We start from the raw sequence: 12,562 nt of genomic DNA on the forward strand, positions 1-12,562 counted from the left end.
TCACTAGCATGGGTTTCATGCCCTACCGCTCCCCCCTGCTCGACCTTCCCGGACCGATCGCGGCTCCCGACGGGCATCCCGAAGAGGGTGTCCCGTGGCATTGGGGAGACCCTTTCGCCGAGCAGCGGACGGCCGCGCGCGGCGCGGTCGTGATCGACCGTTCGCATCGCGAGATCCTGGCCGTGACCGGGGAAGAACGGTTGTCCTGGCTGCATTTGGTGATCTCGCAGCACGTCACCGGGCTCGCCGAAGGCACCGGCACCGAGGCGCTCGTCCTGGACAGCCTCGGCCGCGTCGACACCCACATGGTCGTCGCGCACGCGGACGGCACGGTGTGGCTGGACAGCGACCGGGGCGCGGTGGCCACCAGCGCGCTGCCGTCCGGCGGCAAGCAGACCCTGCGTGACTACCTCGAAGCGATGAAGTTCTGGTCCAAAGTGGACATCCGCGATGTCTCGGACGAACTGGCGTTGCTGACCGTCCTCGGACCCGAGGCGGATCGTGTGCTGGCCGCCGTGGATGTTTCCTTGGGCTCGGACCCGTACTCGGTCGTGCCGATCCCCGGCGGTTTCGCGCGACGGATGCCGTGGCCCGGACGGCACAGCGTCGACCTCGCCGTGCCCCGCGCCGAACTCGCCGACTGGTGGCGCCGCCTGACCGACGCGGGCGCGCGCCCCGCGGGCAGCTGGGCGTTCGACGCGCTGCGGGTCGAATCGCTGCGGCCGCGGCTGGGCCTCGACACCGACGACCGCACGATCCCGCACGAGGTGAACTGGGTCGACTCCGCCGCGCACGTGGCGAAGGGCTGCTACCGCGGACAGGAGACCGTCGCGAAGGTCCACAACGTCGGGCGGCCGCCGCGGTACATGGCGCTGCTGCACCTGGACGGTTCCCCGGAGATCACGCCGGAAACCGGCGACCCGGTGCTGCTGGGCGAGCGGACGGTCGGCCGCGTCGGCAGCGTGGTGCAGCACCACGAACTAGGCCCGATCGCGCTGGCGCTGGTCAAACGCTCGACGCAGCCGGGCGCGGAACTGCTGGTCGGCGCCGAGGACCGCGTCGTACAGGCGGCCATCGACCCGGACTCCGTGCCGGGCGAAGCTCCGGCTCCCGGACGGGAAGCGGCTCAGCGACTGCGGGGTTGAGCGGTCTTCTGCGGGCTTGCCGCTCGCGCGGGCTTGCGTTGCTTGCGCGGGCTTGCCGGTTGCGTTCCCGTTCCCGGCGTGGTCCGTGAAGGCCTCCTTGAGGGACTCTGGGTCCCTCAAGGAGGCCTTCACGGACCTGCGGCACGTCACTTTCGCCTCACCGGTCACAGCGGCCTCACTCGTCACATCGACCGCGCGTGATGGCCCCCTGCCCTCGGCTGAGCGCTGGAAACTCGCCCTTCGCTCGTGCCAAGTACATGAAGGCCCCCTTCCTTGCGCTAGGCGCAATAAAGGGGGCCTTCATGTACTACCCACCGCACCCCGTCCACCACAGCCATCCACAAGTTGTCCACAACCCCATCCACCTGTGGACAACCTCGACGACCAGCACTTTTCCGCCCCCACCCCCGGTAGACTGGACCAGGGGCCGCCCCCGGGACGGGTGGGGGGCGCGCTCTGGAAGAAACCGAAAGAGCAGCGCGGCGGCAGAGGGTGTCGTGAGGGACAGAGATCCTTGTGGTATCGCTCCCTGCGGAACATTTCCGCTGGAGCGCGATAAGCTACGCGGGTGATCGAAGTCCGGCCCGGTGGTCGCCGTCGTATCGACCGCGTGCTCGGCCCTGGGTATCTCAGCGACCTCGGCGAGCTGACCCTTTCCGTGCTGCGCGAGCGCCGTGACGAGGCGGCGCAGGAGGAGACCGACCTGTCGTACCTGCGGCGTCTGCTGCACGCGCGGATCGACATCGTGCGGGCCGAGCAGAAGCGCCGGACTTCGGGCGGTGACGAGAGCAGCGTCGTCGAGCGGCTGGCCGCGATCCTGGCGGACAACGCGATCGGCCCGGCCACGGGTTCGGGCAGGCATCAGCGGCTGGAGCCGTCTCGTGCCGGCGAGCATCGGCGGTTCGCCGAGGCGCTCATCGGTGACACGGATCTTTCCGATGTCAGCACGTTGTCGGACGAGAAGCTGGTCAACGCCCTCAACCGGTACGCCGACGAAGAGGTCTCGGTCTCTTCGTACCGCCGCGAGGTGCAGGGCGTGATGGACACGATCAACGCCGAGATCGCGACCCGTTACCGCAAGGGCACGGCATCGGTCGACGACCTGCTCGACACCGAACGCGGCGGGTCCGAGTGACGAATCCTGTCCTGGTCGAGGTCGTCCGGTCCGGTTTCGTGGAGAGCACGCACCGCGGCGCGCTCGTGATCACCGCCCCGGACGGGTCGGTGCGGTTCGCCGCGGGCGACATCGAGCGGCCGGTGTACCCGCGCTCGTCCAACAAACCCCTGCAAGCCGTCGGGATGCTCCGCGCCGGTCTCACGATCGGCGACGAAGAACTCGCGCTGGGCTGCGGATCGCACAACGGCGAGCCCGGCCACGTCGAGGGCGCCTTGTCGATGCTTTCCCTCGCGGGGCTGACCGAGGACGCGCTGGCCTGCCCGCCCGCCTTCCCGCTGCACGAGCCGAGCATGCTGGCCGTGGCCTCGGCAGGGAAACGCCGCGCCGCCATGAACTGCTCCGGCAAACACTCCGCGATGCTCATGACATGCGCGCAGCTCGGCTGGCCGACCAAGGATTACGCGGCCGCGACCCATCCGCTGCAAAAGGTCGTCCAGGCCACGGTGGCCGACCTCACCAGCGAGACGATCGAAACGGTCGGCGTCGACGGCTGCGGTGCCCCGCTGTTCGCGTTCTCCCTCACCGGCCTCGCCCGGTCCTTCGGCAGGCTGGTCACCGCGATGGGCGGGCCGGACCGCCGCGTCGCCGACGCCGTCCGCGCGCATCCGTGGCACGTCGCGGGCACCGGCCGCGAGGACACCGTGCTGATGCGGAACGTCGAGGGCCTGCTTTCCAAGGGCGGCGCCGAGGGAGTGCACGCGTTCGCCCTCCCGGACGGCACTGCGCTGGCGCTGAAGATCGACGACGGTGCCGCCCGCGCCCGGATCCCGTTGCTGCTCGCGACCCTGCGTCACCTCGGAATCGACCCGGGTGACGAGGCCGGGGGCCTCGCGCGCAACGCGGTCCTGGGTGGCGGGAAACCGGTCGGCGAGCTGAGGGTCGTCACCGGCCTCTTCGGCTAGTTCGCGCGTTCTCGCGCGGCCAGGTCACCCCAGAAGTCCCGCAGGTCGGCGAACAGTTCCGCCAGCTCGTCGACGTTGCCGGTGCGAAGCGCGTCGAGGATGTCGTGAACTTCTTCGGCGGTCGTGTCGGCCTGCAGGATCGCGTCGCCGAAGAGCTGCACGAGACCGCCGTAGTCGAGTTCGACCGCGGAACCGGGGTGGAAGCTGTCGAGCCAGCGTCGCGTTTCGAGCAGCACCCGTCCGGGCCCTGAGTCACCGAAGGTCGCTTCGAGCAGGTCTCCGACCTCGCGAGCACGATGCCGCGCGTCGGCCATGGACACCCGCCACGACACTTCGCGCTCGGGGTCGTCGCGGCCCTTGCCCAGTTTGACCCGGCGCATGCCGGGATCGAACAGCACGAACCACGGAAGCGGGACGGTCCACGTCGTCGAGAGCGTGTGCGAAGCCGAAGCGGACAAGTCGCCGATGGCGGACTTCGCCCGCGCGCGGATCGTGTCGAGCGACGCTCCACCCGCGTCGAGCACCGCGTTCTTCAGCGCCGGATGCGCGTCGCCGAGGAAGGTCACCAACGCCGCGGCCGAGCGGGCGCGGATCTCCATCGGGCAGATCAGCGGGCCTGGACCCACGTCGCCGTGCTCACCCTCGGGCACGTCTTCGGGGTCCATGACGAGGACATCGGTGATGAGACTGGGCGCGGGCCTGCCGTCAGCGAGTTCGGCGGGCAACAGCCGTCCGACGTGCTGTGACTTGAGCCACAGTGCCTGCTCGCGCTCGCCCGCGGCCGAACGATCGAGCCGGGCCGCTTCGACGGCCTCGAGCAGGCGTTCGTCCGGTGGATCCCCCAACGCGAGCAGGGGCTCATAGACGCGGAGGTAAGCCGCGAACGGACGGGGCACACGAGCATCGTGGCACGCCGACCTGCGACTATCGCCACCGACCGGCCGGTAACCGGCGTCCGGTGAACACTGTCGCCACCGGCACACCGTGCCACGTCGCATCCAACCCCCCGGACACGGTACGGTGTCAGCAGGAAATAATTGTCGAGACGATGCGGGGCCGCCGATTCCCCCGGCCGCCCCGCCCCTGTGCGAGGGGGTCGAGCCATGGGGCGCGGCCGGGCTAAGGCCAAGCAGACGAAGGTGGCGCGCGAGCTCAAGTACAGCTCGCACGAAACCGACTTCGATGCTTTGCAGCGCGAGCTGTCCAGTAGTTCCTCGGAAGACAGGCACGAGGACGACAAGCGGTTTGACGACGACCCGTACGACGGGTACGACGACTACCGCCGCTGAGCAACGCGTGACACGCGAGGGTGGATCCGGGTTTTCCCGGGTAACCACCCTCGCGTGTCGCGTGCTGCCCAAAAACGAGGAGGTGCCATGTCCGACGTAGAACGAGTAGGTGTCATCGGAGCCGGGCTCATGGGCTCCGGCATCGCCGAGGTGCACGCACGGGCCGGTCTGGACGTGATCGTCACCGAGGTGAACCAGCCGGCGCTGGACTCCGGGCGAGCGCGGATCGAGAAGTCGCTGCAACGCGGCGTCAAGAACGGGAAGCTCTCGCAGGAAGACGCCGACGCGGCGCTCGGACGACTCCGCTTCACCACCGAGATCGGCGAGTTCGCCGACCGCGACCTCGTCATCGAGGCCATCCTGGAACAGGAGCAGGCCAAGGTCGAGGTGTTCCGGTCGCTGGACAAGATCGTCGAGCGCGAGGACGCGGTGTTCGCGTCCAACACCTCGTCGATCCCGATCATGAAGCTCGGGATGGCCACCGGCCGCCCGCAGCAGGTGGTCGGCATCCACTTCTTCAACCCGGTCCCGGTGCTGCCGCTCGTCGAGCTGGTGCCCTCGCTGCTGACCAGCGACGACACCGCCCGCCGCGCGGAGGAGCACGCGACCACGGCGTTGAGCAAGACGGTGATCCGGTCGCAGGACCGCGCCGGATTCATCGTGAACTCGCTGCTCGTGCCGTATCTGCTGTCGGCGATCCGGATGATCGAGTCGGGCTTCGCGTCGGCGGAGGACATCGACCGCGGTATGGAGCTGGGCACCGCGCACCCGATGGGCCCGCTGCGGCTTTCGGATCTGATCGGCCTGGACACCATCAAGGCGATCGCGGACTCGATGTACGCCGAGTTCAAGGAGCCGCTGTACTCGTCGCCGCCGCTGCTGCTGCGCATGGTCGACGCCGGCCTGCTCGGCAAGAAGACCGGCCGCGGCTTCTACAGCTACTCCTGACCTCCTTCGCCCTCCCCGCAATTAGTCACCTACTTGCGTTCTCGTACGCCCGAGCGCCGCAAGTAGGTGACTGATTGCGGGGCCCTAGACTCGGGGTCGTGGGACAGGGACAGCTGCGCGTGGGTCTGGTCGGTGCCGGTCCGTGGGCGAAGACGGTGCACGCGCCAGGCCTCGCCGATCACCCCGGGGTGACGTTGCGCGCGGCCTGGGCCAGGCGTCCCGAAGCCGCGAAGGAGCTGGCCGAAGCACACGGCGCGCAGGCTGTCGACAGTTTCGAGGAGCTGCTCGACCAGGTGGATGCGGTCGCGTTCGCGGTGCCGCCCGCCGTGCAGGCGGAACTTGCGGTCAAAGCGGCCGAGGCAGGCAAACACCTGATCCTGGAGAAGCCGATCGCCGCGGATCTCGACGGCGCGCGGCGGCTCGCGGACGCGGTGGAGGCCGCCGGGGTGGCCGCCCTCGTGGTCTTGATCCTGCGTTTCTCGCCGATGACCCGCGAGTGGCTCGACGGCATCAAGGAAGCAGGCGGCTGGCGGGGCGGTGGCGCGCGATGGCTTTCGGGTGCGCTGCTCGGTGGCCAGTACCAGTCGTCCGCGTGGCGCCACGACTCCGGCGCGCTCGCCGACATCGGTCCGCACGCCCTCGATCTGCTGGACGCGGCGCTCGGTGAGATCACCGACGTGCTCGCCGCGCATCGGACCGATGACGATCTGTGGCAATTGCTGTTAGCCCACGAGGGTGGCGCGACCAGTACGGCGACCCTGTCGCTGCGGCTGCCGATCCAGCCGACGGTCGTCGAAGTGGCCGTTTACGGCGAGCACGGTTACCGCACTTTGGGCCGCAAGCCGGGCGCGGCCGTCGAGTCGTACACCGCGCTCCTGGACGATTTCGCCGCCATGGCCGCGAGCGGGACGACGTCGCACCCGTGTGACGTGCGCCGTGGTCTGCATCTGCAGAAACTGCTCGAACACGCGCGGCGGCTCGCCGGACACGGCAAGTAGTACACAGGTCACTCACAAGGCTTTTCCTTGTGCGATAACGCCTTCTTCCGGTTATTTCCAGATCATCCACAGGTTGTCCACAGGCCTCCTTTGTGGACGGTCCAGCGCGAAAAAAGATCACCTCTTAGTGCGGTTACTCCGCCATGCCGAGTTGATCTTGTGATGCGAAGGTGATCTTGGGCGCTCCGGAAAGGAAGGCCATGGGAGAGCTGCTCCGTGCTTTCGGCGCGATGATCCCGTTGACGATCACCGCGATCCCGTACGCGTTACTCGGCTGGCCGCTGCTCGCGGCGCACCGACGACGACGAAGACAAACAGACCGCTTCTGCGCGTCGGCGACGGCCGCCGTCGACATGACGCTCGCGCTGGGCTGTTTCCTGGTGTTGTGCCTGGTCACGATGCCGGTGTCCGGCGCGCATGGCAGCAGACTCAGCCTCGAACCCGGCACCGACCTGCGTCTCGTCCTGAGCGACAGTGCCAACCTCTGGCAGGCGCTGGGCAACGTCCTCATGCTGTGCCCGCTCGGCGCGCTGCTTCCGGTGCGCTCCCGCCGCTTGCGTTCACTGTTCCGGATCGCGCTGGGCGCGCTGGCCGTCTCGGTGCTGGTGGAGGGCACGCAGTATCTGATCCAGGCCGGCCGGGTGACCTCCATCGACGACATCCTGCTGAACACGCTGGGTGCGGTGGCCGGTGCCGCGGTGAGCAGACGTCTGTGGCACCGCCTGGACGTCCGGCCGCCGGTGAAGATCCCGGTGCAGGTGCGGCGGGTCTGCGACGCCCCCGTCCGGTTGCGAGTCCCGAGATCGGTGTGGGACGAGCGGTATTCGAGCATCGCGCATCCGCAGCGGAGATAAAGGGTTTGACCGTCGTGCGAGAGTGATCGCGAAAGCCCTACGCACTGAGAAAGAGGGATGCCTCATGCCTGACGCCTTCGGTGGCGTCGGCACGAGCTAGCCGGCGCACACGCCAGCTCCACACGCACGCGGGTCCTCCCGTGCGTCTCTTTCTTCTGCCCGAAAGGCTTTCCACCAGTGCTTTCCGAGACGATTCGTGCTTTGCAGTCCTACATTCGCCTCACCGCGGCGAAGTTCCGGGAGACCGAGCGGATCGGGCCGTTCCTGGCGACCTTCACGACCGGGAACGACCACATGTTCCTCAACTACGCGATCCCTGACGACGGCGCCGTCCCCACCGAGGACGACGTCGCCGCACTCACCGAGGCGTTCCGTAAGCGCGGGCTCGTGCCGCGTCTGGAGTTCCTCACCGAAGCGGTTCCGGCCGCGGAGGCCGTGCTCGTCGAGTGCGGTTACACGCTGGAGCGACGGGTTCCGCTGATGATCTGCACTCCGGGGCAGGTCGCCGAACAGCCGGTTCCCACCGGGATCACGCTCGTCAGCCCGAAGACACCGGCCGAACTCCGGCAGATGATCCGGGCACAGAACGTGGCGTTCGGCGAGCCCGACCCCGGCGAGCACGTCGAGCCGTCGCCGGATCAGCTGAGCGGCGAGACCCTCTCGGTGATGGCCGTGACCGAGACCGGCGAGGTCGTCGGCGGCGGGGTCGCGACCCCGATCCTCGAGGGCGCGACCGAGATCGCCGGGATCGGAGTGATCGAGGAATACCGGAGCCACGGGATCGCCGCGGCGATGACCGAGTACCTGACGCGTGAAGCCCACGCGCGCGGCGGCCGGTCGGTGTTCCTGACGCCGGGTGCCGGGCAGGCGGAACGCGTCTACGGCCGGGTCGGTTTCAAGACCGCGGCCGAGTGCGTGCATCTGTCAGTCGGCTGAGCCTGTCATTCTTCGGAAAAGCGGCCTCGGCGTGACTTCTTGACCTCGCCGCGGCGTTTCTTCGACGCCAGGCGGCGTTCCTTCGAACCTCGTGAAGGTTTGGTGGGACGCCGCTTGGCGGCCGGTGGCGCCGACGCGTCCAGCAGCAGCATCACCAGCCGGGCACGCGCGGCTTCCCGGTTCATCAGCTGGGAGCGGTGTTCGGACGCGGTGATCGTGACGACGCCATCGACCAGGCGCGACGAAAGCCGGTCCAGCATCCGGGCCCGGAGATGGTCCGGGATCGAAGCCGAACCGGCCACGTCGAAGGACAGTTCGACCCGCGAGTCCGTGGTGTTCACGCCCTGCCCACCCGGACCCGACGACCGGGAGAACCGTTCGCTCAATTCGGTACCCGGGATCACGAACCGGGTGCCGACCACCACGTCATCAGCCACAAGCCCAGTGTGTCATCCGGGCCCAAGCCTGTTTTTGACTGTGCGGAGTCAGAAGCGCGGGTGGTCGCCCGACAGCACGGCGCGGGGGCCGTCCGGGTCTTCCGCGGGCTGCACGTCGCCGAGGATCCACGCCGGCACGTGCCGCGCGGTCAGCATCGCCAGCGCCCGGTCGACGTCGTCGGCGCCGACGATCGCGACCATGCCGACGCCCATGTTGAACGTCTTCTCCAGTTCGGCGCGCTCGACCTTGCCGCGGTGACCGATCAGCGCGAACACCGGCGCCGGGGTCCAGGTGCCGCGTTCGAGCCGCGCGACCAGGCCGCGCGGCATGACGCGGGCGAGGTTCTGCTCCAGGCCGCCGCCGGTGATGTGCGCGAACGTGCGGACATCGGCCTCGGCCGCCAGCGCGAGGCAGTCCTTCGCGTAGATCCTGGTCGGCTCCAGCATCTCCTCGCCGAGCGAGCGGCCGAACTCCTCGACGTGCCCGTCGAGCGGCATGCGCGCGATTTCCAGCAGCACGTGCCGGGCGAGCGAGTAGCCGTTGGAGTGCAGGCCGGACGAGCCGAGCGCGAGGACGACGTCACCGGGGCGGACCCGCTCCGGGCCGAGCACGTTCGCCGCCTCGACGACACCGATACCGGTGCCCGAAAGGTCGTAGTCGTGCTCGCCCATCAGGCCGGGGTGCTCCGCGGTCTCGCCGCCGAGCAGCGCGCAGCCCGCCTGGACACAGCCTTCGGCGATGCCGCCGACCAGTGCCGCGATCTTCTCCGGCACGACCTTGCCGACGGCGATGTAGTCCTGCATGAACAGCGGCTCGGCGCCGGTGACGACCAGATCGTCGACGACCATCGCGACCAGGTCGATGCCGACCGTGTCGTGCTTGTCGAGCGCCTGCGCGACGGCGATCTTGGTGCCGACCCCGTCGGTCGACGAGGCGAGCACCGGCTCTTTCCACTTGTCCAGCTTCAGGGAGAACAGCCCGGCGAAACCGCCGACCCCGCCCATCACCTCGGGCCGCGTGGCCCTCTCGGCGTGCGGTTTGAGCAACTCGACGGCTTTGTCACCGGCGTCGATGCTGACGCCGGCGGCGGCGTACGTGGCGCTCGTGGACTCGCTCACGGAAGCGGACTCCAACTCTGGAAGAAAGGAAATCGGGCTAGGGACGCCGGATGGCGTCCTCAGCACCGTACCCGGCGGGGCTGACGGGCTTCGCCGCGCCATTGACCGAGTCCAGGCTCTCCAGCAGGTGCTTCCCGATCAGCGCGTCTTCGGGGAGCGCGATCGGGTACTCGCCGGAGAAGCACGCGGTGCACAACCGCGACTTCGGCTGCTCCGAAGCCGCGACCAGCCCGTCCAGGGAGATGTAACCCAAGGTGTCCGCGCCGATGGAGCGGCGGATGCCGTCGAGATCGACGCCGTTGGCCACCAGTTCGGCGCGCGAGGCGAAGTCGATCCCGTAGAAACACGGCCAGCGGACGGGCGGCGACGCGATGCGGACGTGCACCTCGAGCGCGCCCGCCTCCCGCAGCATGCGGACCAGCGCGCGCTGGGTGTTGCCGCGGACGATGGAGTCGTCGACCACGACGAGCCGCTTGCCGCGGATGACGTCGCGCAGCGGGTTCAGCTTCAACCGGATGCCGAGCTGACGGATGGTCTGCGACGGCTGGATGAAGGTGCGGCCGACGTAGGCGTTCTTCACCAGGCCGGTGCCGTAGGGGATGCCGGAGCCCTGCGCGTAGCCGATGGCGGCAGGGGTGCCGGATTCGGGCACGGGCATGACCAGGTCGGCGTCGGCCGGATGCTCGGCGGCGAGTTTGCGGCCGATCTCGACGCGGGTGGCGTGCACGCTGCGGCCGGCGATCGAGGTGTCGGGGCGCGCGAGGTAGACGTACTCGAAGACGCAGCCCTTGGGGTCGGGGTTCGCGAACCGCGAGGAACGCAGGCCCTCCGCGTTGATCGCGATGAGCTCACCGGGCTCGACCTCGCGGACGAACGAAGCACCGCAGATATCGAGTGCGGCCGTCTCGCTCGCGACCACCCAGCCGCGTTCGAGCCTGCCGAGCACCAGCGGGTGCACGCCGTGCGGGTCGCGCGCGGCGTACAGGGTGGACTCGTCGGCGAAGACCAGGCAGAAGGCGCCCTTGAGGGTGGGCAGCAGTTCCAGCGCGGCGGCTTCGATGCCCTTGTCCGCGGCGTTGGCCGCGAGCAGCCCGCACACCAGGTCGGAGTCGCTGGACGAACCGGTCAGGCCGGCGTGCGGTTTGAGGCCGGCTTCGACCGTGCGATCCCGCAGTTCGGCGGTGTTGACCAGGTTCCCGTTGTGCGCGAAGGACAGGCCGCTGCCGGTGGCGGTGGTGCGGAAGATCGGCTGCGCGTTCTCCCAGATGGTCGCGCCGGTGGTCGAATAGCGGCAGTGGCCGACGGCGATATGTCCTTGCAGCGACTGCAGGACCTGCTCGTCGAACACCTGGCTGACCAGGCCGAGATCCTTGAAGACGACGATCTGCGAACCGTCGGAGACCGAGATGCCGGCCGCCTCCTGGCCGCGGTGCTGAAGTGCGTAGAGCCCGTAGTAGGTCAGCTTCGCGACCTCTTCTCCGGGCGCCCAGACACCGAAGACGCCGCATTCCTCGCGGGGTTCCGGATCGGGCTGGTCGGTCACGGGCTGTCCGGCGACGGACGGGTCGGAAACCACCGAGGTGCTCCCAGGGAGAAGAGGGCAGGCCACCACCAGTCTAAACGGTGAGCCGGAGATCAACGCGCCGCGCGACGTGGCACTGGACACGCTTCGAGTGATGACCGTGAGTGACGAGCGGGTGTCAAGGCCCGGCACTCACGACCCCCGACCAGCCGACCGCTCCCCCTCGACAGAGGCGATCGACTGTGCTTGGTGGTGCCGAAGCGAACTCGGCAACCGGACCGAGATGGGGGTCCGGGGGCGTGTCCCCCGGGCAGGCCCGGGGTTGCACCCCGGAAAATCAGCCCGCGGCGAGCCATTTGGAGGTGCCGCCACGGCCGGGGACCCAGCAGCCCTTGGCCGCGGTCTCCGGAAGGCACAGTGAGCCGGGAGTCCGCTCGTCCGGGAGCGCGAGCAGTGCCGTCAGCACCGTCGCCGCGTCGCCGGCGAACCGCCACAGCCAGACCGCGGGCTCGAGGATGTCCTCCTCGGTACCGGGCATGCGGGTCGCGACGACGTCGTCCTCGGCGTTGAGCCGGACCACGTCGACCACGTTGTCGTGGACTCGCACGCCGACCACGGCCATGACCTCGCCGTTCGCGTCGCACGGGTGCACGAACTGGTACCCGCGGTGGATCAGTTCCTGCAGGCCGCTTTCGATGTCGGTGATTTCCGCGGTGATGGTGTCACCCGAGAACGTCATCGAATTCGCCGTCCTTGGCGCCCGCGAGGAACGCGGCCATCTCAGCCTGGGTGTAGATCAGGGCCGGACCGGTCGGGAAGCGCGAATTGCGCATCGCGATCTCGCCGGACGCGAGCGGTGCCACCTCGACGCAGTTGCCGATGGCGTTGCTGTAGCTGGCTTTGCGCCACTGGGCACCGGTAAGACGATCGGCCGGGATGCCGTTGTCGAACTGTTCAGCCATTGTCCCCACCTTCCCCGACAGAAGACTTCGGGCGATGCATCTGCATGTGCATTTGCCTGTGATCCCAAAGTTAGCACGTGTGACTGCAGCGGTAAATGCACGTGCAGAAGTTTTTGCAGAACTCGCGTGTGGTGATGACTTAAGTCCTCGACCATCCCACCAAAGCGTGACGAGCGCAGCCCCCGATGGGTGAACAACTACCGCTTGTGGTCGAACTTTCGGCTGAAGACAAGGAAACCCCTGCCGACACCGGGACAGCTGGAGAACACCACA

14 protein-coding genes are annotated in these 12,562 nt (G+C 68.7%); 8 read left to right on the forward strand and 6 right to left on the reverse strand.

The window, feature by feature from the left end; all coding sequences use genetic code 11:
* The first annotated feature begins 17 nt into the window (after positions 1-17).
* From DL990_RS01435 to DL990_RS01445, 3 genes are all read left to right on the forward strand, one after another.
* Positions 18-1,145, forward strand: a complete 1,128-nt coding sequence (locus DL990_RS01435) for a folate-binding protein YgfZ (protein ID WP_125784888.1) — start codon at positions 18-20, stop codon at positions 1,143-1,145.
* A 568-nt stretch (positions 1,146-1,713) separates the two neighbouring features.
* A complete protein-coding gene (locus DL990_RS01440; protein ID WP_125797676.1) occupies positions 1,714-2,280 on the forward strand; it encodes an aerial mycelium formation protein in 567 nt (188 codons plus the stop codon).
* Positions 2,277-3,224, forward strand: a complete 948-nt coding sequence (locus DL990_RS01445) for an asparaginase (protein ID WP_125797677.1) — start codon at positions 2,277-2,279, stop codon at positions 3,222-3,224. The genes DL990_RS01440 and DL990_RS01445 overlap by 4 nt, the downstream gene beginning before the upstream one ends.
* On the opposite strand, the gene DL990_RS01450 is transcribed toward DL990_RS01445, so the two are convergent.
* A complete protein-coding gene (locus tag DL990_RS01450) occupies positions 3,221-4,120 on the reverse strand; it encodes a hypothetical protein (RefSeq protein WP_125797678.1) in 900 nt (299 codons plus the stop codon). The two genes, DL990_RS01445 and DL990_RS01450, sit on opposite strands and share 4 nt — an antisense overlap.
* A 207-nt stretch (positions 4,121-4,327) precedes the next feature.
* Between DL990_RS01450 and DL990_RS01455 the strand changes: the two genes are divergently transcribed.
* The 5 genes from DL990_RS01455 (at position 4,328) to DL990_RS01475 (ending at position 8,249) form a co-directional block, all read left to right on the forward strand.
* On the forward strand, positions 4,328-4,513 hold the full coding sequence (locus tag DL990_RS01455; RefSeq protein ID WP_125784884.1) for a DUF3073 domain-containing protein: 186 nt from the start codon (positions 4,328-4,330) through the stop codon (positions 4,511-4,513).
* A gap of 87 nt (positions 4,514-4,600) precedes the next feature.
* Complete coding sequence (locus DL990_RS01460; protein WP_125784883.1) at positions 4,601-5,461, forward strand: 3-hydroxybutyryl-CoA dehydrogenase; 861 nt, start codon at positions 4,601-4,603, stop codon at positions 5,459-5,461.
* 98 nt (positions 5,462-5,559) lie between these two features.
* Positions 5,560-6,459 (forward strand): Gfo/Idh/MocA family protein, encoded by a 900-nt coding sequence (locus DL990_RS01465; RefSeq protein ID WP_125784882.1) that lies wholly within the window; start codon positions 5,560-5,562, stop codon positions 6,457-6,459.
* A 200-nt stretch (positions 6,460-6,659) separates the two neighbouring features.
* Positions 6,660-7,313, forward strand: coding sequence for a VanZ family protein (locus tag DL990_RS01470; protein WP_125797679.1), 654 nt, complete (start codon positions 6,660-6,662; stop codon positions 7,311-7,313).
* Between the two features lie 177 nt (positions 7,314-7,490).
* Positions 7,491-8,249 (forward strand): GNAT family N-acetyltransferase, encoded by a 759-nt coding sequence (locus tag DL990_RS01475; protein ID WP_125797680.1) that lies wholly within the window; start codon positions 7,491-7,493, stop codon positions 8,247-8,249.
* A 5-nt stretch (positions 8,250-8,254) separates the two neighbouring features.
* Here DL990_RS01475 and arfB read toward each other — a convergent pair whose 3' ends face one another.
* From arfB to DL990_RS01500, 5 genes are all read right to left on the reverse strand, one after another.
* Complete coding sequence (gene arfB, locus DL990_RS01480) at positions 8,255-8,686, reverse strand: alternative ribosome rescue aminoacyl-tRNA hydrolase ArfB (RefSeq protein WP_233598854.1); 432 nt, start codon at positions 8,684-8,686, stop codon at positions 8,255-8,257.
* A 48-nt stretch (positions 8,687-8,734) separates the two neighbouring features.
* The gene (purM, locus tag DL990_RS01485) at positions 8,735-9,805 is read right to left on the reverse strand and encodes a phosphoribosylformylglycinamidine cyclo-ligase (protein ID WP_125784879.1); all 1,071 of its coding nucleotides are present in this window, start codon (positions 9,803-9,805) and stop codon (positions 8,735-8,737) included.
* A gap of 37 nt (positions 9,806-9,842) precedes the next feature.
* Positions 9,843-11,381 (reverse strand): amidophosphoribosyltransferase, encoded by a 1,539-nt coding sequence (purF, locus tag DL990_RS01490; RefSeq protein WP_125784878.1) that lies wholly within the window; start codon positions 11,379-11,381, stop codon positions 9,843-9,845.
* A gap of 283 nt (positions 11,382-11,664) precedes the next feature.
* On the reverse strand, positions 11,665-12,066 hold the full coding sequence (locus DL990_RS01495) for a hypothetical protein (protein WP_125784877.1): 402 nt from the start codon (positions 12,064-12,066) through the stop codon (positions 11,665-11,667).
* A complete protein-coding gene (locus tag DL990_RS01500; RefSeq protein WP_005152616.1) occupies positions 12,050-12,289 on the reverse strand; it encodes a DUF397 domain-containing protein in 240 nt (79 codons plus the stop codon). Before DL990_RS01500 ends, DL990_RS01495 begins: the two co-directional genes overlap by 17 nt.
* Positions 12,290-12,562: the final 273 nt, after the last annotated feature.

It is taken from the genome of Amycolatopsis sp. WAC 01416 (genome assembly GCF_003947485.1).
Lineage (GTDB): Bacteria > Actinomycetota > Actinomycetes > Mycobacteriales > Pseudonocardiaceae > Amycolatopsis.